The organism is Butyrivibrio sp. MC2021 (assembly GCF_000621605.1).
In the GTDB taxonomy this organism is placed as follows: Bacteria; Bacillota; Clostridia; order Lachnospirales; family Lachnospiraceae; genus Butyrivibrio.
On sequence record NZ_JHXX01000001.1, the window covers coordinates 1,336,855 to 1,360,465 of the forward strand.

Here is a 23,611-nt window from a genome sequence, read left to right on the forward strand (position 1 = left end):
TTTTCTGTGCGTTAATAGTTACAATCTTTTTAGTAATCTTCAATTACTCTTCATCTGAACCGAAATCGTCTTCAAATGAATCATCTGAACCGAAATCATCGGATGCATCTTCATCGGCAACAAGCTCGCCGCTCTCATCGAAGTGCTGCTCGGTATAACCGTTGGCTCCGAATGACTCCTGACTGTAATCACGTCCTGATGTATCTCCTTCGATCTCGAAGCGATAATCAGAATCTGTATAATCAACGCTCTCCATAATCTCTACTTCGGTGTTGTCCTCACGAAGCACCTTGATATCAAGACCCAGGGACTGAAGCTCTTTCAAAAGAACCTTGAATGACTCAGGTACACCGGGTTCAGGGATGTTATCACCCTTGATGATTGCTTCATAAGTCTTAACACGTCCTACAACGTCATCAGACTTAACAGTAAGGATTTCCTGAAGTGTATAAGCAGCACCGTAAGCTTCCAGCGCCCAAACTTCCATTTCTCCGAAACGCTGTCCACCGAACTGTGCCTTACCTCCAAGAGGCTGCTGTGTAACCAGTGAGTAAGGGCCGGTTGAACGTGCGTGGATCTTATCGTCAACCAGGTGGTGCAGTTTCAGGTAGTGCATGTGTCCGATAGTTGTAGGTGAATCGAACTTCTGACCTGTTCTACCGTCGCGAAGCTGAACCTTACCGTCAGACTTGATAGGAACACCCTTCCACAGTTCTCTGTGGTCTCTGTTATCGTAGAGATACTGCATAATGTCAGGATCAACAAGATCCTTATACTTCTGCTCGAACTCATCCCATGAAGAATTTACATAGTCATTAGCGAGTTCAAGAGTATCCTGAATATCTATCTCGTTAGCACCGTCGAAAATAGGTGTAGCGATGTTAAATCCAAGTGCCTTGGCTGCAAGAGAAAGGTGAATCTCAAGGACCTGTCCGATATTCATACGGGAAGGTACGCCCAGAGGATTAAGCACGATATCAAGAGGTCTGCCGTTAGGAAGATAAGGCATATCTTCGATAGGAAGTACTCTTGAAACGACACCCTTGTTACCGTGACGACCAGCCATCTTATCACCTACAGAGATCTTTCTCTTCTGGGCGATATAGATACGAACTGCCTGATTAACACCGGGTGAAAGCTCATCTCCGTTATCTCTTGTAAATACCTTGGCATCAACAACGATACCATACTCTCCGTGAGGAACCTTAAGAGATGTATCACGAACCTCTCTTGCCTTCTCACCGAAGATCGCTCTGAGGAGTCTCTCCTCAGCTGTAAGCTCAGTCTCTCCCTTAGGAGTAACCTTACCTACAAGAATATCACCGGCACGAACCTCTGCACCGATACGGATGATTCCGCGATCGTCGAGATCCTTGAGGGCATCGTCACCAACACCGGGAACATCACGAGTGATCTCCTCTGGTCCGAGCTTGGTCTCACGAGCCTCTGCCTCGTATTCTTCTATATGTACTGATGTGTAAACATCATCACGAACAAGTCTCTCTGAAAGAAGAACAGCGTCCTCGTAGTTGTAACCTTCCCAGGTCATGAAACCGATAAGAGGGTTCTTACCAAGACCAAGTTCTCCCTGTGATGTTGAAGGACCATCTGCGATAACCTGACCAGCTTCTACATGATCACCCTTAAATACGATAGGTCTCTGATTGTAGCAGTTACTCTGGTTAGATCTCTGGAACTTAATAAGATGGAACTCTTCCTTGTCACCATCATCATATGTCATCTGGATAAGCTTACTGTCAACGAAATCGATGGTACCTGCTTTTCTTGCAACTACGCAGACACCTGAGTCAACAGCTGCTTTTCTCTCCATACCTGTTCCTACTGCAGGAGCCTCTGTTGTAAGAAGCGGCACTGCCTGACGCTGCATGTTTGATCCCATCAGCGCACGGTTAGCATCGTCGTTCTCAAGGAAAGGAATAAGTGCAGTAGCAACTGAGAATACCATTCTCGGAGATACGTCCATATATTCGAAAGATGTCTTAGGATATGCTGATGTCTCTTCCTTGTAACGTCCTGAAACAGTCTTCTTCTTGAAGTATCCGTTCTCATCAAGAGGAGTATTAGCCTGAGCTACATGGTAATTATCCTCTTCATCCGCTGTAAGGTACTCAACCTCATCTGTAACCCTTGGGTTCTCAGGATCAGACTGATCAACCTTACGGTAAGGAGCCTCTACGAAACCATAGTCATTAACTCTCGCATAGGAAGCCAGAGAGTTGATAAGTCCGATGTTAGGACCTTCGGGAGTCTCGATAGGGCACATACGTCCATAGTGTGTATAGTGAACGTCTCGAACCTCGAATCCGGCTCTGTCTCTTGAAAGACCACCGGGACCAAGGGCTGAAAGACGTCTCTTATGAGTAAGCTCACCAAGAGGGTTATTCTGGTCCATGAACTGTGACAGCTGTGAAGATCCGAAGAACTCCTTAACAGCAGCCTGTACAGGCTTAATGTTGATAAGAGCCTGAGGAGAAACCTCCTCTGTATCATGGGTTGTCATTCTCTCACGAACAACTCTCTCAAGTCTTGAAAGACCGATACGATACTGGTTCTGAAGAAGCTCACCGACGCAACGGATACGTCTGTTTCCTAAGTGGTCGATATCGTCATCGTTACCGATACCATACTCAAGATGGATATTGTAGTTAATAGAAGCAATGATATCCTCTCTTGTGATGTGCTTAGGAATAAGCTCATGAACACGCTTCTTAATTGTCTCAGCAAGTCCCTCAGGATCATTCTTAACTGAATACTCATCAAGAATTTCCTTAAGAACAGGATAAAAAACGTTCTCATTGATGCCCAGTTCAGCAGGATCACACTCAATCCAGTGTGTGATGTCAACCATCATATTAGAAAGAACCTTGATGTTTCTCTCCTCACCCTGAATAAGGACATAAGGAATAGCCGCATCCTGGATCTCTGTTGCAAGAGCGCGGTCAACCTTGGTTCCGGCAGATGCGATCATCTCACCGGTAAGCTCGTCAACAACGTCCTCTGCGAGAACATGTCCATTAATACGGTTCTTGAAATGAAGTTTCTTATTGAATTTATATCTACCAACCTTGGCAAGGTCATATCTTCTGGGGTCGAAGAACATAGCGTTTATAAGGCTCTCTGCACTCTCAACACTAAGGGGCTCTCCGGGACGGATCTTTCTGTAAAGTTCAAGAAGTCCGCTCTGATAATCGGTAGAAGAATCCTTGGAAAAGCTTCCCTGAATCTTGGGCTCATCACCAAAGAGTTCAAGAATCTCTTCGTTAGTACCAATGCCGAGAGCTCTGATAAGAACGGTTACAGGAACCTTTCTTGTTCTGTCTACTCTTGCATAGAATACATCGTTAGGATCTGTCTCGTACTCAAGCCATGCACCTCTGTTAGGAATTACGGTACAAGCCATGAGTTCCTTACCGATCTTATCGTATGTAATATCATAATAGATACCGGGGGAACGAACCAACTGGCTGACGATAACACGCTCAGCACCATTGATTACGAAGGTTCCTGTAGCAGTCATAAGCGGAAGATCACCCATGAAAATTTCATGCTCAGTGATCTCATCCTTCTCCTTATTATGAAGACGAACCTTAACCTTCAAAGGAGCAGCAAATGTAGCATCTCTTTCTTTACATTTCTCAATCGTGTTCTTGTTCTTGTCGATCTCATCCTCGCAGAGTTTGAAATCAACAAAGTCCAGACTGAGCTTGCCACTGTAGTCTTCAATTGGAGAAATATCGTCAAAGACTTCTTTCAAGCCTTCGTCAAGAAACCACTGATAAGAGTTCTTCTGAACTTCGATCAGGTTCGGCATCTCCAGGACTTCCTTCTGGCGCTGGAAACTCATTCTTATGTTTTTACCAGAGCCGGTAGGATGTAATCTGTTTTTTTCCATTGACATTCACCCCGTTCTTAATATTTTGTATTCTACCGCACCATGCGCAAACCTAGTTATTTGCCGCATCTGCAGTGAAGAATCTGAGTTATTTATGGGCATGCGCAAAAAAGGGCGCAAAAGAACCCACTACACCACAATAGTGCACCCTATATCCTATCACCAAAAAAATATCATGTCAAGCACATTTTTTATTTTTCTTAACATCACCTAAGTAATTCAACAACTTGTCAAAATAAAAAAGACTTACAGCATAAATGCTGTAAGTCTTTTGCTTTTGACAAGTAGTTGGATTACTTAAGAGTAACCTTAGCGCCCTCAGCCTCAACCTTAGCCTTGATGTCATCAGCCTCAGCCTTAGAAGCGTTCTCCTTGATCATCTTAGGAGCGTTGTCTACGAGATCCTTTGCTTCCTTAAGTCCAAGACCTGTGATCTCACGAACAACCTTGATAACCTTAACCTTGTTAGGACCAACCTCTGTAAGCTCTACGTTGAACTCAGTCTTCTCCTCAGCTGCTGCGCCAGCGCCAGCACCTGCTGCTGCTACTACAACGCCTGCTGCTGCAGATACGCCGAACTCTTCCTCACAAGCCTTTACAAGATCATTTAACTCGAGCACTGTAAGCTCTTTGATAGCATCGATAAATTCTGCTGTTGTTAACTTTGCCATTATAATATACCTCCATTTAGTATAATTGAATTTGTTTTAATTGATAGTGTAAATAAATTACTCTGCTGCTGGAGCCTCAGCGGTCTCAGCGGGTGCTTCCTCTGTTGCAGGTGCTGCCTCGCCATCCTTCTCTGCGATCTGCTTGATAACGCGAGCGAAGTTTGTGATAGGTGACTGCATAGAGCCAAGCAATCTGGAAAGAAGAACTTCCTTTGAAGGGATTGTAGCGATCTCGGTCATAGCCTCAGCGTCATAGAACTTACCTTCTATAACACCACCCTTAATCTCGAGAGCCTTAGCCTTCTTTGCAAACTCATAAAGAACACGAGCAGGAGCTGCAGGATCAGTTGTAGAAACTGCCATAGCTGAAGGACCGTTAAGGAGATCCTTAAGCTGCTCGAAATCTGTTCCCTGGAATGCGAAGTTCATCATCGTATTCTTGTAAACCTTATATGATACGCCTTCTTCACGAAGTTTCTTACGAAGCTCAGTGTCCTGTGCTACAGTAAGTCCGCGGTGATCTACAAGTACGAGTGCCTGAGCGTCTTTAATCTTCTCTGAGATCTCTTCTACTACAGGCTTCTTCAATTCAACCTTTGCCATGTTTTTACCTCCTTATAGAATTTACCGCCGAAAAAAACCTCTCGAAGACATCGAGAGGCAAAAAGTCTGAATTAAACTTTTCCTCGGCAGGCGACGGTGTTGCTACAAAGTCATTATGTTCATCATGGATGAACACCTGCTGTCTTCGGCTTGTTGTCATGCAATTTATTCGACAACATTTGATAATTTAACATATTCTTTTTTGAATGTCAAGAGGTAATATACCCATTTCCGTCAATTTTTATCCCGGGAGACATCTGATTCATTTCATTGATGATTCTGATGTACTCAGAGCCTGTGGCCTCGTTGACCTGGCAGTTGCTCTGGATCGCGGGAACGAACTGGATATTTACCGCGCCATCCTTGTGAATGGTCGTAAGGATCATGCATGTATCCTGGGTTTTGGAATTAAATATGTAATTCCCCAGGCTGTAAAAAACCGGTACTCCGTCAATAAACTCAATCTTCTGAAGTACATGTGGGTGAGCCCCCACGATCATATTGGCACCGGCTTCCACGATCTCTTTGGCCTGTCTGAGCTGATGCTGATCTATTTCGGTAGTGCTCTCTGTGCCCCAGTGAATAAATACTATAACAAAAGCGCCTTTTTCCCTGGCCTCTCTCACTCTCTCAAGAAGAAGAGTGTCATCCATACATCTGAAAACTCCGGCCGCATCTTCGGTGGCTCCTCTTGTATCCGGATTGGAGATCCTCTCGATCTGAGTGGCGCATATAAACGCCAGCTTCATGCCGTTGTCTGTAATATAGTAAACCTGGTGTGAGGCCTCATCAATATTGTGGCCTGCACCAACGTAATCAACTCCCGCATTTTTCAGGGTGTCAAAAGAGTCCAGCAGCGCCGTCTCACCGTAATCAAAGCAGTGATTGTTGGCAAGTCCCACAATATCAACACCCATTTCATTAAGTATAGATACTGTCTCAGTGCGGGCCCTGAAGGTGTAGGTCTTGCCTTCCTTGGGTTCGCCCCGGTCTGAGTAGGGGAACTCGTTGTTCACCATCATAATGTCTGCGGTACACATCTTATCAAGAAGGCTCTCGCCGATAACACCGTAGGGCGAGTTGCCTTTCATCCTGAAATTGTTCCCCACAGCATAATTGTCATCAAAAAGAATGTCCCCCGCAAAGCCGATAGTAACTGACTCGTCGGACGCTGTTCCTATAATATGGGTGTAATCTTCATCACCCTCCGAAATAGTCACTCCGCTTGCTATCTCGCTCTCATCTCTTACATTCTCAGCAACGGTTGCTTCGGGAATAAGTTCCCAGTTGGTAAAAAGCGGCTTCTCCTCTTTAACCTTTCCGTTCTTGATATTGCTGAGTGCAAAGAGCGATGGTATCCCCACTACAAGTATGGTGCTCAGAGTAAGCACAAATGCTATGACAGCAGGGTTGCGACGTCGCATGTTTTCTTCATAATCATCCCTGCCGTTTTTCCTGTATTCATCCAGATAATCTCGTTTGCCCATAGGTCACATTTTAGCACAAAAAAGCGAGCCACAAAAGTGACTCGCTTCGAAAGTTTTATGCAAATTAATACTTGTTTGAAACAACCTTGACACCAGGGCCCATAGTTGTTGCAAGAGTGATGCTCTTGAGGTACTGACCCTTAACTGATGAAGGTCTAGCCTTTGTAATAGCATCCATAAGAGCATTGAAGTTCTGTGTAAGCTGCTCTTCTGAGAAAGAAGCCTTACCAACAGGAACATGGATGATGTTAGCCTTGTCAAGTCTGTACTCGATCTTACCAGCCTTGATATCGTTGATAGCCTTTGTAACATCCATAGTAACTGTACCAGCCTTAGGGTTAGGCATAAGTCCCTTAGGACCAAGAACCTTACCAAGACGTCCTACAACACCCATCATATCAGGTGTAGCTACTACTACGTCGAAATCAAGCCATCCTTCGTTCTGGATCTTAGGAATGAGCTCCTCGCCACCTACGTGATCTGCACCAGCAGCCTGAGCCTCATCAAGCTTTGTTCCCTTAGCGAAAACAAGAACCTTAACAGTCTTACCTGTTCCGTTAGGAAGAACAACAGCGCCTCTGATCTGCTGATCAGCATGACGTCCGTCACAGCCTGTTCTAATGTGTACTTCTACAGTCTCATCAAATTTTGCAGTAGCTGACTTCTTAACAAGAGCGATAGCTTCTGCAGCTTCATACTGCTGAGTCTTATCGATAAGCTTAGCAGCTTCTACGTATTTCTTTCCGTGTTTCATCTCTTATCCTCCGTCAGTCTTCTACTACGATTCCCATACTGCGAGCTGTACCAGCGATCATGCTCATAGCACCCTCGATGTCAACAGCGTTAAGGTCAGGCATCTTTGTCTCTGCAATCTTTCTGATATCTTCCTTAGAAACGGTTGCAACCTTAGTCTTGTTAGGCACACCTGATCCCTTCTGGATCTTAGCTGCCTTCTTAAGAAGAACTGCTGCAGGTGGAGTCTTTGTGATGAATGTGAAACTTCTGTCTGCATAAACTGTGATAACAACAGGGATGATAAGATCACCCTTATCTGCTGTCTGAGCGTTGAACTGCTTTGTGAATTCAACGATGTTTACACCGTGCTGACCAAGTGCGGGTCCAACCGGTGGTGCTGGTGTTGCTTTACCAGCCTGGATCTGTAACTTAATGTATCCTTCGACTTTCTTTGCCATTATGGCACCTCCTGAAAATATGTGGTCGGCGCAGTAGCTCCAATTCAAGGATAAATCCCGCGGGCACTGCTCCCACTCAGCGGTTACGTGCAGCGAATGCTGCTATATATTCACGCACTAATGTGCAGGAATATCAAATCTTATGAATCAATCTTTCTTACTTCAGCGAAGCTGATCTCAACCGGTGTCTCTCTGCCGAACAGATCAACATTGATGGTAGCTGTCTGCTTACCAAAATCCATTCTCTGAACAACGCCAGCTGTATCCTTCCAAACTCCGGCAATAACAGCGATCTCATCGCCAACGCCAAAGTTAACGGATACTGTATCAGTCTTAATGCCAAGAGGCTTGATCTCAGCATCTGTCAGCGGAACAGGCTTGCTTCCGGGTCCTACGAATCCGGTAACGCCACGAGTATTACGAACAACGTACCATGTCTCGTCATTCATGTCCATGTTAACAAGGACATATCCGGGAAACATCTTTCTCTGTACCTTCTTATGAGCGCCGTTCTTAACCTCAACAACGTCCTGAAGAGGAATTCTTACTTCAAGGATCTGATTCTCGAGATGTCTGTTTTCGATAGTCTTCTCAAGATTGTCCTTAACCTTATTCTCATAACCAGAATATGTATGAACAACGTACCAATGAGCATTCTCATTAGTGCTGGCGCCGGCATTCTCGGTATCAGCTACATTCTCAGCAGAAGTGTCCGCATCTGATGATACTTCATCAGATAACAGATCTTTTTCCATTTCTTCTGACATATTATCTCCTTTTAAATTAGAATAGGGATGTAATGAAATTCATTCCATATTCAAACGCTATGTCCAGTACAGCAATCAAGGCACAGCAAATAATAGACACAACAACAACCGCTGTTGTCTGCTTTACAATGTCATCCCTTGTTGGCCATATGATCTTACCAAACTCTGCCTTAACACCTGTGAAGAAATCACCGACCTTAGAGAAAAAAGTGTCATTTCCTTTCTTGCCGGTCTTCTTGGCAGATGTCTCTTTCTTAGAAGTTGCGGAACTGTTATCTACTACCTTGGTTTCTTCCATACCCGTAGCCTCCCTCCTCTTTTAAGGATGATTATTTTGTTTCCTTATGTAATGTATGCTTCTTGCAGAAAGGGCAATACTTCTTCATTTCAACACGATCAGGATGTGTCTTCTTATCCTTGGTTGTGTCATAGTTACGGTTCTTGCAATCTGTGCATGCCAGTGTAATTCTTGTACGCATTATTTCTCACCTCCGCGCGTTTTGCTTGTTTGCTTGATTTCGCGCCACATCTTAATTATTTTTTTGCATAAAAAAAAGACCTAAAATTTCATGTCGCTTGTCTACTATAACACAGCGGAGCGAGCTCGTCAATTCTTTTTTTCAATTATTATATTTTTATAAAGCGTATTCACCGGATAATTCAGATATAGTATTACCCTTCTTAATTATATACCATATATTGAAAAAAATACATCATATCTTTATTTTATAATGAAAGAATAGCTTTTTTGTATGATAATACCGCTTGACATTTGACCAAAAATAGTTAAAATAAAAGTAACTAAACGTGGCTACAAATGCCCTCGTGCGACTGATGCCAATGGAATGGCAGAAGATCCAACTCGCATGTATCAAGGAAGAAAGGAGGGGCATGTTATGGCAGGCATATCTTTTAATGGCGCATATAACCATTTCATTCAGGATTATGTATCCAAGGATGTAACACAGGCAGACGCACATCGTAAGGATGAACTGCGTGATGTATACAAATCAATAGCAAGACTCAACAAGAAGTCCCCTCTTTATCTATTAACAGATGATGATAAGTCTCGTAATGAGGCTATCGATATAAAGGAACGGGCAAGGCAGCTTCAGGGAAGTATTATCGGACTTAACAATCAGGCCGACAGATCTTCTCTCAATCACTCGTCCGCTTTTACCAGTGACGAAGAAAAAGTTCTTGCTTCTTATATAGGAAAAACTCCCGAAGAGGATGTAGGAAATATAGGTTTTGACATAAGCGTATCCCAGCTGGCGACGCCCCAGATAAATACAGGAAGATATCTTCCCAAGGATTCAACGGGAATGTCCCCCGGCAATTACGCTTTTGACGTAAGAATCAATCAGCAGGAATACGAATTCCAGTTCAGCATTTACAACGGTGACAGGAATATCGATATTCAGGACAAACTGGAAAAACTCATCAACAAAGCCGGCATAGGATTAAGTGCTTCCATAATAGAAGACGGAAACAGATCCGCTCTCCAGATCTCATCCACGAAGACGGGTCTTCGTCCCGGAGAGATAAGCCAGTTCGAGATATATGAAGTAAACACCGATCTCCAGAAAGGCGCTGTTTCCTATCTTGGACTTGATCAGGTTTCAGCTCCTGCTTCCAACGCCCGCTTTACATTAAACGGCGAGGAAAAGGCTTCCATATCCAATAAATTTACGGTAGGCGGCAAATTTGAACTTCAGCTCAAGGAAACCACCGAACCGGGAGCCCAGATACATGTGGGTGTCCAAAATGACAACGAGGCATTAAAGAAGCACATCCACTCCCTGGTATCCAATTACAACACCTTTGTAAAAGAAGCTTCGGGAGCCCATGTGGAAAAATTCAAGAGCGATAAATTAAGATCCGACACAGTCGGAATAGCAATACAGCACATGTCCAATATAGAAGATATAGGTGTAAAGCTTGAGAAGGACGGAACCCTTTCCATCGACGACGAGCTCCTTTCCCAGGCAGTATCGGGGCCGGGCAGCCGGGAAGCCCTTTCACCCATAAAAGCTTTTTCGGACGCACTTATAGAAAAGACCAAGGACATCTCCATCGATCCTATGAAATATGTGGACAGGCCTGTGGTCAACTACAGAAATCCGGACAGCAGAGATACTTCATCTCCTTACGTAACCAGTGAATACTCCGGAATGATGTTCAACAACTACTGTTAAGGCTTCGGTCACTTTGCTGCAGCATCGTGACTTGAAATGATAAATTGCCAGCATAAAGGCAAGAGAGACAGCGCACCTCGCACAGGTGCGCTGTCTCTTTTTATTTAGAAAATATATTATTCTTCAGGCTTCCTCTTTTGCCATATCAAGAGCTGCTCTTATTACCTGATCCATGTTGTAGTACTTGTACTGTCCAAGTCTTCCGCCGAAGAGAACATTGCCGGACTCCTTCGCCAGGTCCTTATACCTTGCATAGAGGTCGTTGTTCTTTTCATCATTCATGGGATAATAAGGCTCATCTCCATGCTTCCAGTCAGCGGGATACTCCCTTGTGATAATTGTGCCCTTTCCCTGGCCGTACTCAAAGTGCTTGTGCTCGATGATCCTGGTGTAAGGCACCTGTCTCTCGGTGTAATTGACAACAGCATTTCCCTGGTAGTTGTCCACATCCTCAAGATCCTCAGTCTCAAATCTCAGAGATCTGTATTCAAGAGTTCCCAGCTTGTAACCAAAGAACTCGTCGATCATTCCGGTAAAAAGAATCTTGCCGAAGCTGTCGCCTGTGACAGACTCAAAAGGCTGAGCCGGCAGATTGCCTTCCATCTTGACGAAATCGTAATAATCGCAGTTGGTCTTTACCGTTATTCCGTCAAGGATCTTATTCACCATCTCAGTATAGCCGCCCATGGGTATTCCCTGGAATCTGTCGTTAAAATAGTTATTATCGTAAATAAATCTCATGGGAAGACGTCTGATTATGAAGGCAGGAAGCTGCTTGCAATCTCTTCCCCACTGCTTCTCGGTATAGCCCTTTACAAGCTTCTCATAAATATCTCTTCCGGCGAGGCTCAGGGCCTGCTCCTCGAGGTTCTCTGCCTCGAAGGTATCCGTGCCCTTCTCCTTCATTATTCTGTTCTTTTCTTCCTCAGCCTGACTGTCTATGATCTTTCTGGCTTCATCAGGAGTTCTGATACCCCACATTTTGCTGAAAGTATTCATATTGAAAGGAAGATTATAAAGTTCATCCTTGTATACGGCTACAGGTGAGTTGATGTAGTTGTTGAACTCGGCAAATCTGCAGGCGTACTCCCAGACCTCCTTGTCGGATGTGTGGAAAATATGAGCGCCGTATTTATGTACATTAATTCCCATACGGTTCTCTGTATAAATATTTCCGGCGATATGATCTCTCTTATCAATGACCAGAACCTTTCTGCCAAGATCAGTCATCTGTCTGGCAAAAACAGCTCCAAAAAGACCGGCACCAACTATCAGATAATCGTAATGCATGATATTTCCTCTCATGATCTATAAATTTCAGAGTATCGCAATTATGCAAATAAAAAACTCCGCGGATTATTATAACATAAATCCACGGAGTATATATTCATTTAATGATATGTCAGTTCTGTCCCCATGCAATGCATATATCAGAACCAATTATCATATCGAGGGATTAATCTGCCTGGTACTTGTCAAGCTGTGAGAAATCACCCATCATGTCAAGGATCTTCTTACGTCCAGCCTTGTTAAGCTTAACATACTGCTGCATAACACGGTTCTCAACGATCTTCTTGCCAAGATCTGTGCCCTGCTCGAGAGTTGAAAAATCTACAGGATTCAGATTTAAACGATCACACATTTTGATAACTGTTCCGTAAGCCATCCCCTCAATCCCCCTATCTAAAGCTGTTACAAGTGTGCTGTATGGAATAGACATATCTATTGCAAACTGTCTGACACTCTTATACTGCTGTAAGATTTCCTTCTTTAAAATCTCTGCTTTTGTCATGACTTTTACCTCCTAAGTACTTCTTATATCTTGTGAATTCTATCTTTTCGCATTGATAGTCTACCACATAGACGGTATTTCGTCATTCACTTTTTAAGGGAATTTTCGACTAAAATTTTATCAAGATTAACAAGTGATTTTTGGCAATTTAACGAAAGTAAGGTTGGTAACAAGAATTTGCGAAAGTGTTCACACTTTTTTCACAATTCATTGTTACAATAAAAGACTTTTTAACGTACATACCGATATATCGTCAATTAATTAACTTTGCAATTTCCGTACTAATTAACGAAAAAACAAACAGTACCGGAGTACTGTTTGTAACAAGCCACAGAGCCGCTAATCATCGGCATTTATAGCCTCAATGTGATTGGTTAAATATGCCAACACCTCATTGTAGGTATCTTTCGGAATACTATAAACTTTATGAATTTTTCCCCCACATTCAAAGGCCACAGAGCCCAGTTTTTTCGTGATCTTGATCACATTCTTGTACTCTGTAACATCGATTTTCATGTCATTGTCAGACCTAAACTCACATCTTTCGGCAAAAAGACTTAAAGTTCCCTCCTTAAAGCCGCTGCTGGCCTTGATTTCGTAGTCAGGACCATCATTGTCGATACTCGTTATTTCCCACTTTCTGTTCTCCGAAGTAAGTACCGGATCAGTTAATGTAATATCGTCAAATTCTGCTTTAGCCTCAGGATCCTCCATATCATCAATTCCCGTCACATTGGTCTCAATAAGGCCCGTGAGTGTGTTGTAATAGGTCTTGATTATATAGTTGCTAAGGAGCTGTATCTGAATGGTCTTGTTCCTGATCTTGTGCCTGAACTTGAAGGTATGGTATCCGGACTTGGCAGCAAAGCATATGGTCTCTCCGGGCTTAACCTCATAGAGCTTGTCATCATCCACAAAGATCTTCATGGCGCTGCGCTCCTCATCTCTCTGTCCAAGGCAGGTTATCTTCACCAGATATTCCAAGCCCTGCTCAAAAACCTTTTTCCCACAAAAAGGGCAAAAGTTCATTTTTTCTTTGATAAGGCCTCCACACTTGGGACATTTCATAAAAACTTCACCCCTTCTTCGTTAATGTAAATTCCGCCGGGCAATATACACTGTGACACCCGTCCGCTGCTCACTTCTTCTTTACTTGCTATGACCACATCAAAGGACTTATCCTTCCAGGGCAGGTTGCACAGATTCGGATCCCCGAAGGTAACTTCGTCCGCCATATGGCTTGCAACTGCTGCGGCAAAAGAGTTCCTGCAGACCCCCGCCACAAATGAATCCGGCAGGATCTGCTTTATCCTGGAAGCCGTGGCCCCCAGCCCGCAGGCAAGATCCAGCACCCGCAGCGGTCGTAATTTTTCTGAATAATAATCAACTACCGGGGGAATAGCCTCATCCCAGTAGCTCACATAGCTCCAGGAATCAAATCCCCATTTATCAATGAACCTGTCGCGATTGGTGTCCATGGCATCATTGTGGCCCTCAAAGCCGCCTCCGCCATTGTGGTACACAAACGCATTTGTACAAAGATACTGGTCAAAGCCCGCCAGTGCTATCCTTATGCCCAGGTCATCATCTTCAAAGTATCCGGGAAAAAATCTCTCGTCAAAAACCTTATTGTCGGGAGCCACCACCTTTATGGCATCCCTGGAAACCAGCACCGCAAAGCCTATGAGCTTGTATCTTCTCACAAGATGCGAGCCTGAAACACATACATTTCTTTCTGCGGTCTTATTAAAAATTTCAAGGCTCTTTTCAAGAGGCATTTCCCTGTGCCAGTTGTCGGAAAGCTTCTCTCCCGCCGTCTCTTCAAAGAAGACAGGTCCCATATCCTGCCCCTGGGCGGAATTGGAAACAGCTCCCACAGCGCCGGTATCACGGCTCTCATAAAGTCCCATCCTCAGCCAGAAAATGGCATTGGGCGACACCACCGCGTCATTGTTCAAAAAGAAAATATCATTGTCATCACAGGCCATCATGGCGCCCATGTTACAGCCTGCGGCAAATCCAAGGTTCGTATCCAGAAGAGCCAGCTTAAAGCTTCCGCCTCCGGCCTTCTCTTTTTCCCGAAGAAACTCCGAAAGGCCTTCCTCAGTGGAGGAATTGTCAACCACAACAATCTCTCCCGCATTCTCAGGCAGATACTTCTCTATGGCTGCAATACAGTTTTTCATGATCTCGAGGTCGTTGTAGGAAAGGATCATGATGCTGATGCCCCGCACTCTGAAGCCCGGGTCAGCTTTGATATTCTCCATCTCCTCAAGGATCGCTTTTTTATCCTCGGGAACATTACAATAATGGGCCGACATTTCATAGCAGAGATAGGCTTTGTTTATGTTGAGAAAACGGTAGTAAACTCCCAGCATGAAAAACAGCTCGTAGTTTCCCCCATCATAATTAAGCCCCTTCTCAATGGCTTTGAGCTCCGCCTGTCCGTCCCCCAGTTGTTCCCATATGCTGGCCTCCAGAACGCAGAGCTGTGCGGCATCCTTACGGGTTCTTTCTTCAATATGCACATATTCTTCCTGCAGCTCATACAGGGCTTCCTGCATATCGCCCTGAGCTATCAGCTCCTTCAGCCTGTCATACATATATGTGCTCCCGATTATTTATTATCTAAATTATATCATATTTTTTGATGCTTTCCTCAAAAGTAACCACAGGTTCCCATCCGGTATCCCTGCGAAGTTTTTCCGAGGAAGACTGCAATGATATAAAAGGTCTCGCCTTATCGCCGTAAGTTATGAGATTTTCATCCGCACCGAAAAAGGCCGCAGCCCTGCCGGTGAACTGTTTAAGGGGCATATATTCCCCGTGGCATATGTTGTAGATCTCGCCGGGATGTCCCTTTTCCAAAAGTGCTGTGATGGCCGCCGCAGCATCAGCAGCATCCAGATAATCCCAATACTGAGTACAGGATGAAAGCTTCATGCTCTCCCCGGCCTTCAGTCTCCTGCAAAGATCCGGAAGCATGCGTCCGGAAGGCTCATAGCGCCCTATGAGGCTGAATATCCTGCCCCAGATAAAATCAATTCCAAGGGTAGCTGCTTTATCTCTTAGGAGGTAAAAAGCAGCCGTTTTGCAGGCGCCATAGGCATCCAATGGATCAGGAGTCAGGTCCTCCGTCAGAACCTCACTTCTTTCGCCGTACTCTGCCTGGGAACCTATGCCGATAAATCTCGAAGCTCCCAGCTTCCCAGCGGCCTCCATAAGCTCCAGGGATGGCAAAAGATTTTTTACCTGCCGGGACATATCCTTTCTGTCGCCGCCCCAGGCCAGATGGATCACCGCATCGACATGGTCTTCCCCGGCTTCCTTAAGTTTATCCGGCAGAGCACCGTATTCTTCCATATCAGCAGTAATGCCAATGACATTATCAAGACCGGAGCACCTGCTGTTATGGGGGGAATCTTTCCTTCCCACAGCCATGACCCGGTATCCTTTTTTCGCCATATGTTCAGTCAGATTGGCCCCTGCAAATCCATAGGCCCCGGTTATCAATACTTTTTTCATTCTCTCACACCTTAAAATGGGCCGCTCAATGGATCACCGTCGAGCAGCCCAGAATTTTCTGTTCATAAGAAGGTCCGAATCAGTTTCCACTTGATTTCAGGGCCTCCCGATACAGCCTTTCGAACTCTTCCTCAATGAGCTCCTTAAGCCTTTCTTCTATAAGTTCCTCCAGCTTTTGCTGCTTAAGCTCCTGTAGCTTTTCGTTTCTAAGTTCCTCAAGCATTGCTTCTTCCAGAGTAAGCCTCTTTTCCGAAGGGGCTTCATCTGTTTTCTCTGTGGACTCGGAGTTTTCTGCCTCCAGCAGCTCCAAGGTATCTCCGGAAGGTTCTTCTTCCAAGGACTCCAGGGTAATATCCGTGGGCTCCTCAGCCTTCTCCTGTGCCTCTTTGGCCATCTCATCGATATCTTCATCATCAAGGGTTCTGGCGCTCCAGCACACCTTTACGGTAGGTCTTGCGCTGACCTTGCCCCAGTTGCCTTCTTTGTTGCAGGCTCCCGTCAGGGCAAAATGGTAAGCCCCTGAATTATTATGATTCTCAGACTCCGTGAACTCATAGCTGCCGGTCTCTGAATTCCACTTGTACACGCCCCCCTGAAGACTTCCGTTCAGGACAGTCTCGATGGTGGTTTCGCCCTCTGCGGAAAGAGGGATCTCATTTCCTTCATTATCAGTCAGGGCAAGATAAATTGCCGGATCCGACATGCCGCTGAAGCTCTTATCCGAGGTCACCTCCAGATTGCCTTCATTGATGATGGTTGCTTTTACAGTGACCTTCACCGGTACATTGCCCTTATTTCTGAAGGTAAGATAATCGCTGGTATCGGAAAAAAGATATTCGCTGTCGGTATTTCTGAATAATATCGTGGCGGATTCCTGAACATTTCCTCCGCCATACTTGGCAGCGTTGGTCAGAAATACCAGCCCCATGGGATCCATGATAAAGTCAAAGATCTCGTTATTTTCTATGATAGGAAATTCGATCCTGGTTACGCCCTTAGGCAGTTCCTCCTGTTTTTCAGGTAAAAGATCTATGGTCCCGGTCTCTATTTCCTGGTTTTCCCTGTGGCTCTCCTTCTCTGCCTGCCTGCGGGCAAGCTCCTCTCTCAGTTCGTCCTCATCGATCTGCGCCCGAAGCTCATCCTCGTCGATCTGAGCCATGAGCTCATCAATATCGATGCTCTCCCTGAGTTTTTCCACATCTATGCTGTTATAGATAGCCTCTGTATCTATGTCATTCCCGGAATCCGAAGCTGAATCTTCATGGGAAGGAACAGAAGGCTCCGCCTCACTTTCCTCCAGCAGCATCAGCTCCTCCTCCGCAGCCAGTGCGGAAACAGGATTGGCCAAAAGCAAAAGCGCCACAAAAAGCGCTGTATATTTTTTGAATGAATCTCTCCTGTGTAGCATTCTTGTGCCCTCCTTTGCACAATTTGAGAAAAAAACCTGGTATCTCAATTTGTTTATCGGCAAAAGAGGCTGTAACCTTTATATCTGATTTTGAAATTTTTATCTTCCGCAGGCTTTTTTGATAACAGAAGCACAAAAATCGATCTTTTCATCGGAAAGTCCGGGGTAAACACCGATCCAAAAGGCATCCTTCATGACCTTATCGGTTACGGAAAGTCCCCCGCAGACTCTGTAGGCATCGGTATCACGGTACTCATCGAAGCATGGATGCTTTATGATATTTCCGCTAAAAAGAAGCCTTGTCTGAATATTATGAGCTTCCAGGGCCCCTGTTATGGCATTTCTGGTGATGTCATTACCCTGAAGGTCCTTGGCTCCATCCTTTACACAGAGGATAAATCCGAACCAGGAAGGAATGCTGCCCTCCTGGGCCTCAGGTAAAATAAGGACATCTGACAGGTCCTTCAGGTCATCCCAAAGCCGGTTCCAGTTCTTTCTTCTGGCCTCAACGAAGGATGCCAGCTTATCAAGCTGTGCCACTCCCACAGCGGCCTGCATATCTGTAGCCTTGAGATTGTAGCCCAGATGGCTGTAGACATATTTATGATCATAGCCTGCAGGAAGCTGGCCGAAGGTTCCCTCAAATCTTCTTCCGCAGAAATTGTCTTTTCCGGGAGGGCAGATGCAGTCGCGGCCCCAGTCCCTGAAGCTCCTGACGATTCTGTGAAGAAGCGGGTTGTCGGTGTACACACAGCCACCTTCACCCATGGTGATATGGTGAGGGGGATAAAAACTGGAAGTTCCGATATCTCCCCAGGTTCCTGTATATTTACATTCCCCGTCGATCTCATACCGGGATCCCAGGGCGTCGCAGTTGTCCTCCACAAGCCACAGATTGTGGTCCTCGCAGAACTTTTTCACCGTCTTAAGATCAAAGGGATTGCCCAGAGTATGAGCGATCATAACAGCCTTGGTCTTAGGAGAAAGAGCCTCTTCAAGTCCTGTGACATCGATGTTATAGCCCGGGAGCGATACGTCGACAAACACCGGCACAGCGCCGTACTGCATGATAGGCGCCACAGTGGTGGGGAATCCGCAGGCAACAGTTATCACCTCATCCCCTCTTTTTATCTGCCTGTCCCCAAGAAGAGGTGATGTAAGGGCCATAAAGGCGATGAGATTGGCGGAAGATCCGCTATTTACAAGGCTTGCGAACTTAACTCCCAGCATATCCGCAAACTTTTTCTCAAACTCATCTGTATATCTGCCTGCTGTAAGCCAGAAATCCAGGGCGGAATCCACCAGGTTCACAACCTCTTTGTCGTCAAAAACTCTTCCGGCATAGGGAATCCTGTCCCCTTCCTTAAATTCATTTTTATCTGTCTTTAAAAACTTCTCATAATACTCTTTTGTAAGCTTTTTTATCTCTTCTCTGGCAGCATCCTGCGCCATATTATCAAAATTTCCCATTTTATTTCCTTCAATCTTTTTTATGAAAAATAGTCCCGAATCTGCCTTTCCATGCACTCATTGGCATTGCCGGCAAAAAACGTCCTGGTCCACTCCACGGTCTTATCAATGGCCATGTCTATATCCCACTTTGGAGCCCATCCCAGTTTTTTCTTAATCTTGGAGCAGTCAAGCTTCAGATAATTGGCCTCGTGGGGGCCTCCGTCGCTCTTTTCCTCAAAATCAAAGCCCTCTCCCCACTTTTCCTTGAAGATCCGGGCCAGCTTTCCTGCGGTAACGGCGTCGCTCTCATTGGGACCCACGTTGTAAAATCCCGCATATTCCCTGTCCTCGTACTGCTTTTCGCACAAAAGAAGATATGCGGAAAGAGCCTCAAGCACATGCTGGAAGGGCCTTGTGGAAGCAGGGTTCCTCAGCACCAGATTCTTGTGATCTCTGGCCGCTCTTACGCAGTCGGGAACTATCCTGTCCACGGCAAAGTCTCCGCCGCCAATAACATTTCCGGCTCTGGCAGTGGAAACCGAGATATTCATGTCGTTAAAAAAGGAATTGATATAAGAATGTGTCACCAGCTCCGAGCAGGACTTACTGTTGGAGTAAGGGTCGTAGCCGTCAAGCTTCTCATCCTCCCTGTAGCCCCATTCCCACTCGTTGTTCTGATAAACCTTGTCGGTGGTCACATTTAAGAAAGAGCGAACACAGCTGCTGTTTCTTACACATTCGCAGATGTTCACGGTCCCCATCACATTGGTCTCATAGGTATAACGGGGATCCTTGTAGCTCTCACGAACAATGGGCTGAGCTGCCAGATGCACCACGATCTGGGGCTGCGCCTTGTCAAAAAAGCTCTTTAATCTGTCATAATCACGGATATCTCCTATGCAGGAGGTGATCTTTTTATCCACACCGGATATGTCATAGAGGTTGTCCTCACCCTGGGGCTCTAAAGCATAACCATAAACTTCAGCGCCTGCCATTACAAGTATATTGCAAAGCCAGGCGCCCTTAAATCCCGTATGTCCGGTTATTAAAACTCTTTTGTTCCTGTAAAAATCAAGCATTGTAACTCCATAACTATTCGCTGTAATTATCTATAACGTCCTGAGCCTCGCGCTCGTAGTCCACTGCCTGTTCCTCGTTGCCAAGCTCTCTGTAGCATTTGGCGAGGGCAAGCCTTGGAAGCTCACGGCTCTTCTTTATATCCAGAATGCTCTGGCACTCATAGGCGGCATTAAAATACCATACTATGGCCTCGTCCAGATCTTTTTTCTTGTAATAAAAATCTCCGAGCTCGTAGCACATCTCACTGCTCATCTCGGTTATGGCATCCTTGAGAGTGTAGCGAAGAAGGGTCTCCGCATCGTTTTCAAGGACAGCTGCATGGGCAAGAACACAGCAGGCCTGCTTGATCTCATCAAGGCCTCTGTTGTTGTCCTTAACTGCGGCGGCAAAAAACTCTTTTGCCTTGATAAAGTCATCATCAGCACCGCCCAAAAACAGCTCTCTGGCATACATTCCAAGGAGTCTGTTGGAAAATGGTCTTCCGTCTGCAACAGCCTTTCTGAAGGCGGCAAGATCCCTGGGTGCGTGGTTCTCCTTTGGTCTGTGGATGATCTCCACATCACTGTTGCATATTACAGGATCAAGAGAAACCTGCTCGTGGATAGGATCAACCCACTTAAAATGTCTGACTCTCTTAAAGAGCTTGGGTCTTAACTCTCTGTCATAATTATAGACAGTGTTATAAGAAAGCTGGTTACTGTAGTACATCTGGACAATATCAATGTTGAGCTCATGGATGTCCTCCTTGAGCTTCATAAATCTCTGGCGATTCTCCTCGTCCAGTTCTTCATCCGCATCGGCCTGATAGATATAGTCGCATTTTGCCAGGGAAAAAGAGTAGTTCCTGGCCTCGCTGAAATCGCCGGTCCATTCAAAATCGTAAACCGACGCACCGAACTCTTTGGCTATCTCTTTGGTCCTGTCCGTGGAGCCGGTATCAACAACGATCATCTCGTCAACTATGCCCTGAAGACTCTTGAGACAGGTTCCAAGGCTGGCTTCTTCATTTTTTACAATCATGCACAGACTAATCGTAACCATTTTGCTACCTCCGCATATATTAATGTTATCGTTTTATGTGCATTTTTTCAACCATGTGATATCCGGTAGTGTGTTGAGTTCCCGGGGCTGGAAATTTGGGCTGTTTGAGAATACAATAGACTGGTTGGATTTCATAAAACAGAAGGAAAAAAATAAAGCACAGAACAATGAAACTATTTAGAAGATACTTAATATCTGCGGTCTCCTTTTTACTGGCTTTTGGACTAGCCGGCTGCAGCAATAATACCGCAAATAATGAAGCGCCAGTTGTCGCCCCCTATGATGGCGAGAACTATGTGGAGATTTCCACCGTCACTGTGGGTGGCGAGAATCCGGAGGAGTTTGCTAAGACTTATGAACCCATAAAAAACTTCGACAAAGAGCTGAGCGTCCCTACTTTCGTGACCAAGGTAGATGATACATATTTTATCGTGGACTGCTATCACAACAGGATAATCTATAGTAAAGAGATGGGGATTCCCCTGGATCAGTGGTACATCATGTCATCGGATATGACACAGCCCCATACCCTGGCCAGCGACGGCAAGGTCTATATGGCTGATGATACCGAGAATAACAGAATTCTTATTTTTGAGAAATTCGATGACAAGTTCGTGAACACCCAGTCCATTTACAACGTGGGCACAAGGCCTCATTACACCGTATATGACAAGACCACGGACACCTTTTATGTATGGAGCTCCGTCACCGGGGAGCTGTACTGCTTCAGACACACAGCAGATTCCACCAGAATCTGCCTGACAGAGATCAGGAAGATCTCCCAGCTGGACGGCATTTACGTAAGATCCTTCTCAATCATAGACGGGGACATTTACTTTGTTTCCGGAGTTTCACCCTCAGGCACCGCTGCCAAGATCTACAGATGCAGCCTGGAGGATCTCAGTATAAAGGAGACCTACGACATCCCCGACAATCTTGCGGGAATGGCTCAGATAACAAGGATCAAAGATTATTACTACATAACAACTTCCACTGACCTCAGCGGAAATCAGGACCACGCCACCATAATCAGAACCGGGGATCTGAAGGACCTTTCCAAGGGAAGCTACGAGGATATCTATTCCACCTATTTTGTAGGGGGCGGAACACCCTATTACATCTCAGAGGTGGAGGGAAGCTACTACCTCACAGAGCACCGCTTAAAGGGCCACTCCGTATGGAATTTCGAAACAGATAATAATGGCAATATAACAAATGTCACGGCAGTTTATTAAACTACCGTGACATTTTTCTCATATTCTTTACATCTTCCGCAGAAACTTCCGCACTGCTGTATCTGGCTTTTTCATATAATTCTCTGATGCCTCCCCCAAGGGCTTCCTCACCTCGGGCCGCCCATAGCTGCTCTTCGGGAGTATCACTGTTTTTCACATTGTCAAAACCTGCTCCCGCCTTCACAAACCTCTTGTACAAAAGCCTTATCTGGCCTCGGGCCGTAAGTCTGTTGGCCAGGGGAATGCGGTTCTTTTTCCCCTCTCTCCCGGGTCTTTTCTCATCAAAAACAGGATTGAGATACTCCACCTTATCCCTGGAGAGCCTGTCCCTGATTCCTATCTGCCTCTCGTTAAAATACTTTATGAACAGCTGAATCGCCCTGAAGATCAGGTAGATAAAGCCTATGCTCACGACCACCGTCACCGTCCAGAACAGCACATCCCAGAAGATACGAAGAAGGGAATCGTCCTCCCCCATGGGAACAAAGTTCTGTCCCATCTGCTGCTCCGGCGCCGAGGGCATGTATTCCTCATCATCAATAAAATAATTGAAATGGGAAAAGAGCCATCTGAGAAACCGCACCAGGGCTCCTCCCACCACATCCATTATCTGTTTTCCGTAGTCCAGAAGCGTGCAGATAAACATGAAAACAAAGGTTATCCCCAGGTACACCCCCAGCATCAGCCTGTTGGTCCTAAGGATGGAATTGTAGGGGACCCTGGCCCTTTCCTTGAACACCGACATGGCGGAAGCAGTCTGTCTTGTATTGTAGAAAAGCACCGCCAGTACGCCCCAGAGCATCTCACATAAAAGCACCAGCAGCTCTGCCTTCCCGGCCTTCGCCAGCTTGCAGGGGATCATCAGTGACACAAAAGCAAAGGCCTCCGGTATCGTTGGATAAAAATATACTCCGTTTCCCAGCTTGATGTTTATGGCAATTATAGTCATGACGATCATAAAGAACACCCTGACTATGGTAAATCCCAGGTGCTGAGTCCCGGACACCACCGAAAGAAAGGTGCAGAAGGCAATGCCGAAAATATGCCCCGCCAGGAACATCACAAGCTTTGGGCAGAGATACTGAACCGCCTCGCTGATCGCAACAAACACCACCAGAAGCAGGTTTCCCGCAAACAGCGCCGAATCCGGCTCCATCCCCGCACATATGAACAGGACGCCGGCGATCATGTATACCAGCATCATGTTATTTATGATTCGAATTATCTCCAGTTTCTTTTGCATAGC

The 23,611-nt window shown here is 45.5% G+C and carries 21 protein-coding genes and 1 other annotated feature; of the genes, 2 read left to right on the plus strand and 19 right to left on the minus strand.

Features of this window, described 5'->3' with window-relative positions; genetic code table 11:
- Window positions 1-43 precede the first annotated feature (43 nt).
- The 9 genes from rpoB to rpmG form a co-directional block, all read right to left on the minus strand.
- Window positions 44-3,913 carry a DNA-directed RNA polymerase subunit beta gene (rpoB, locus tag T359_RS0105620; protein ID WP_026516620.1) on the minus strand — a complete coding sequence of 1,290 codons (3,870 nt, stop codon included), beginning with the start codon at window positions 3,911-3,913 and terminating at the stop codon, window positions 44-46.
- Between the two features lie 293 nt (window positions 3,914-4,206).
- Complete coding sequence (gene rplL / locus T359_RS0105625; RefSeq protein WP_026516621.1) at window positions 4,207-4,584, minus strand: 50S ribosomal protein L7/L12; 378 nt, start codon at window positions 4,582-4,584, stop codon at window positions 4,207-4,209.
- Window positions 4,585-4,641: 57 nt separating this feature from the next.
- Window positions 4,642-5,187: a 50S ribosomal protein L10 gene (gene rplJ, locus T359_RS0105630; protein WP_026516622.1), complete on the minus strand. Its 546-nt coding sequence runs from the start codon at window positions 5,185-5,187 to the stop codon at window positions 4,642-4,644.
- 20 nt (window positions 5,188-5,207) lie between these two features.
- Window positions 5,208-5,354: a sequence feature (ribosomal protein L10 leader region), on the minus strand.
- A 42-nt stretch (window positions 5,355-5,396) separates the two neighbouring features.
- Window positions 5,397-6,674 (minus strand): CapA family protein, encoded by a 1,278-nt coding sequence (locus T359_RS21355; RefSeq protein ID WP_051544975.1) that lies wholly within the window; start codon window positions 6,672-6,674, stop codon window positions 5,397-5,399.
- A 64-nt stretch (window positions 6,675-6,738) separates the two neighbouring features.
- A complete protein-coding gene (rplA, locus tag T359_RS0105640; RefSeq protein WP_026516623.1) occupies window positions 6,739-7,428 on the minus strand; it encodes a 50S ribosomal protein L1 in 690 nt (229 codons plus the stop codon).
- A gap of 13 nt (window positions 7,429-7,441) precedes the next feature.
- The gene (gene rplK / locus T359_RS0105645; protein ID WP_022778060.1) at window positions 7,442-7,867 is read right to left on the minus strand and encodes a 50S ribosomal protein L11; all 426 of its coding nucleotides are present in this window, start codon (window positions 7,865-7,867) and stop codon (window positions 7,442-7,444) included.
- A gap of 140 nt (window positions 7,868-8,007) precedes the next feature.
- Window positions 8,008-8,634 (minus strand): transcription termination/antitermination protein NusG, encoded by a 627-nt coding sequence (nusG, locus tag T359_RS0105650; protein ID WP_026516624.1) that lies wholly within the window; start codon window positions 8,632-8,634, stop codon window positions 8,008-8,010.
- A gap of 16 nt (window positions 8,635-8,650) precedes the next feature.
- A complete protein-coding gene (gene secE, locus T359_RS21360; protein WP_051544976.1) occupies window positions 8,651-8,932 on the minus strand; it encodes a preprotein translocase subunit SecE in 282 nt (93 codons plus the stop codon).
- Window positions 8,933-8,963: 31 nt separating this feature from the next.
- The gene (gene rpmG, locus T359_RS0105660; protein WP_013281689.1) at window positions 8,964-9,113 is read right to left on the minus strand and encodes a 50S ribosomal protein L33; all 150 of its coding nucleotides are present in this window, start codon (window positions 9,111-9,113) and stop codon (window positions 8,964-8,966) included.
- A 417-nt stretch (window positions 9,114-9,530) separates the two neighbouring features.
- On the opposite strand from rpmG, the gene fliD reads away from it, so the two are divergent.
- A complete protein-coding gene (gene fliD, locus T359_RS0105665) occupies window positions 9,531-10,832 on the plus strand; it encodes a flagellar filament capping protein FliD (protein ID WP_026516625.1) in 1,302 nt (433 codons plus the stop codon).
- A gap of 123 nt (window positions 10,833-10,955) precedes the next feature.
- Here fliD and glf read toward each other — a convergent pair whose 3' ends face one another.
- The 9 genes from glf to T359_RS0105710 form a co-directional block, all read right to left on the minus strand.
- Complete coding sequence (gene glf / locus T359_RS0105670) at window positions 10,956-12,122, minus strand: UDP-galactopyranose mutase (protein WP_026516626.1); 1,167 nt, start codon at window positions 12,120-12,122, stop codon at window positions 10,956-10,958.
- Window positions 12,123-12,288: 166 nt separating this feature from the next.
- Window positions 12,289-12,624, minus strand: a complete 336-nt coding sequence (locus T359_RS0105675; protein ID WP_022778055.1) for a hypothetical protein — start codon at window positions 12,622-12,624, stop codon at window positions 12,289-12,291.
- Window positions 12,625-12,963: 339 nt separating this feature from the next.
- Window positions 12,964-13,692: a zinc ribbon domain-containing protein gene (locus T359_RS0105680; RefSeq protein ID WP_026516627.1), complete on the minus strand. Its 729-nt coding sequence runs from the start codon at window positions 13,690-13,692 to the stop codon at window positions 12,964-12,966.
- Window positions 13,689-15,227, minus strand: a complete 1,539-nt coding sequence (locus T359_RS0105685; protein ID WP_026516628.1) for a glycosyltransferase — start codon at window positions 15,225-15,227, stop codon at window positions 13,689-13,691. The genes T359_RS0105680 and T359_RS0105685 overlap by 4 nt, the downstream gene beginning before the upstream one ends.
- Window positions 15,228-15,252: 25 nt before the next feature.
- Window positions 15,253-16,149 carry an NAD-dependent epimerase/dehydratase family protein gene (locus tag T359_RS0105690; protein WP_026516629.1) on the minus strand — a complete coding sequence of 299 codons (897 nt, stop codon included), beginning with the start codon at window positions 16,147-16,149 and terminating at the stop codon, window positions 15,253-15,255.
- A 79-nt stretch (window positions 16,150-16,228) separates the two neighbouring features.
- Window positions 16,229-17,557 carry a hypothetical protein gene (locus T359_RS0105695; protein ID WP_026516630.1) on the minus strand — a complete coding sequence of 443 codons (1,329 nt, stop codon included), beginning with the start codon at window positions 17,555-17,557 and terminating at the stop codon, window positions 16,229-16,231.
- A gap of 99 nt (window positions 17,558-17,656) precedes the next feature.
- Entirely contained in the window at window positions 17,657-19,027 is a 1,371-nt protein-coding gene (rfbH, locus tag T359_RS0105700; protein WP_026516631.1) for a lipopolysaccharide biosynthesis protein RfbH, read from the minus strand.
- Between the two features lie 20 nt (window positions 19,028-19,047).
- A complete protein-coding gene (gene rfbG, locus T359_RS0105705) occupies window positions 19,048-20,088 on the minus strand; it encodes a CDP-glucose 4,6-dehydratase (protein WP_035783574.1) in 1,041 nt (346 codons plus the stop codon).
- Window positions 20,089-20,101: 13 nt separating this feature from the next.
- Window positions 20,102-21,130, minus strand: a complete 1,029-nt coding sequence (locus T359_RS0105710; protein ID WP_026516633.1) for a tetratricopeptide repeat-containing glycosyltransferase family 2 protein — start codon at window positions 21,128-21,130, stop codon at window positions 20,102-20,104.
- Between the two features lie 167 nt (window positions 21,131-21,297).
- Here T359_RS0105710 and T359_RS19470 point away from each other — a divergent pair, with 167 nt between their 5' ends.
- A complete protein-coding gene (locus T359_RS19470) occupies window positions 21,298-22,365 on the plus strand; it encodes a hypothetical protein (protein ID WP_155839998.1) in 1,068 nt (355 codons plus the stop codon).
- Between the two features lies 1 nt (window position 22,366).
- Here T359_RS19470 and T359_RS0105725 read toward each other — a convergent pair whose 3' ends face one another.
- On the minus strand, window positions 22,367-23,608 hold the full coding sequence (locus T359_RS0105725; RefSeq protein WP_155840000.1) for a hypothetical protein: 1,242 nt from the start codon (window positions 23,606-23,608) through the stop codon (window positions 22,367-22,369).
- Window positions 23,609-23,611: the final 3 nt, after the last annotated feature.

Excerpts from the sequence above, each read along its gene's own strand:
- rpoB (WP_026516620.1), bottom strand. The coding sequence starts at position 3,913 with ATGGAAAAAAACAGATTACATCCTACCGGCTCTGGTAAAAACATAAGA.
- rplL (WP_026516621.1), bottom strand. The coding sequence starts at position 4,584 with ATGGCAAAGTTAACAACAGCAGAATTTATCGATGCTATCAAAGAGCTT.
- rplJ (WP_026516622.1), bottom strand. The coding sequence starts at position 5,187 with ATGGCAAAGGTTGAATTGAAGAAGCCTGTAGTAGAAGAGATCTCAGAG.
- T359_RS21355 (WP_051544975.1), bottom strand. The coding sequence starts at position 6,674 with ATGGGCAAACGAGATTATCTGGATGAATACAGGAAAAACGGCAGGGAT.
- rplA (WP_026516623.1), bottom strand. The coding sequence starts at position 7,428 with ATGAAACACGGAAAGAAATACGTAGAAGCTGCTAAGCTTATCGATAAG.
- rplK (WP_022778060.1), bottom strand. The coding sequence starts at position 7,867 with ATGGCAAAGAAAGTCGAAGGATACATTAAGTTACAGATCCAGGCTGGT.
- nusG (WP_026516624.1), bottom strand. The coding sequence starts at position 8,634 with ATGTCAGAAGAAATGGAAAAAGATCTGTTATCTGATGAAGTATCATCA.
- secE (WP_051544976.1), bottom strand. The coding sequence starts at position 8,932 with ATGGAAGAAACCAAGGTAGTAGATAACAGTTCCGCAACTTCTAAGAAA.
- rpmG (WP_013281689.1), bottom strand. The coding sequence starts at position 9,113 with ATGCGTACAAGAATTACACTGGCATGCACAGATTGCAAGAACCGTAAC.
- fliD (WP_026516625.1), top strand. The coding sequence starts at position 9,531 with ATGGCAGGCATATCTTTTAATGGCGCATATAACCATTTCATTCAGGAT.
- glf (WP_026516626.1), bottom strand. The coding sequence starts at position 12,122 with ATGCATTACGATTATCTGATAGTTGGTGCCGGTCTTTTTGGAGCTGTT.
- T359_RS0105675 (WP_022778055.1), bottom strand. The coding sequence starts at position 12,624 with ATGACAAAAGCAGAGATTTTAAAGAAGGAAATCTTACAGCAGTATAAG.
- T359_RS0105680 (WP_026516627.1), bottom strand. The coding sequence starts at position 13,692 with ATGAAATGTCCCAAGTGTGGAGGCCTTATCAAAGAAAAAATGAACTTT.
- T359_RS0105685 (WP_026516628.1), bottom strand. The coding sequence starts at position 15,227 with ATGTATGACAGGCTGAAGGAGCTGATAGCTCAGGGCGATATGCAGGAA.
- T359_RS0105690 (WP_026516629.1), bottom strand. The coding sequence starts at position 16,149 with ATGAAAAAAGTATTGATAACCGGGGCCTATGGATTTGCAGGGGCCAAT.
- T359_RS0105695 (WP_026516630.1), bottom strand. The coding sequence starts at position 17,557 with ATGCTACACAGGAGAGATTCATTCAAAAAATATACAGCGCTTTTTGTG.
- rfbH (WP_026516631.1), bottom strand. The coding sequence starts at position 19,027 with ATGGGAAATTTTGATAATATGGCGCAGGATGCTGCCAGAGAAGAGATA.
- rfbG (WP_035783574.1), bottom strand. The coding sequence starts at position 20,088 with ATGCTTGATTTTTACAGGAACAAAAGAGTTTTAATAACCGGACATACG.
- T359_RS0105710 (WP_026516633.1), bottom strand. The coding sequence starts at position 21,130 with ATGGTTACGATTAGTCTGTGCATGATTGTAAAAAATGAAGAAGCCAGC.
- T359_RS19470 (WP_155839998.1), top strand. The coding sequence starts at position 21,298 with ATGAAACTATTTAGAAGATACTTAATATCTGCGGTCTCCTTTTTACTG.
- T359_RS0105725 (WP_155840000.1), bottom strand. The coding sequence starts at position 23,608 with ATGCAAAAGAAACTGGAGATAATTCGAATCATAAATAACATGATGCTG.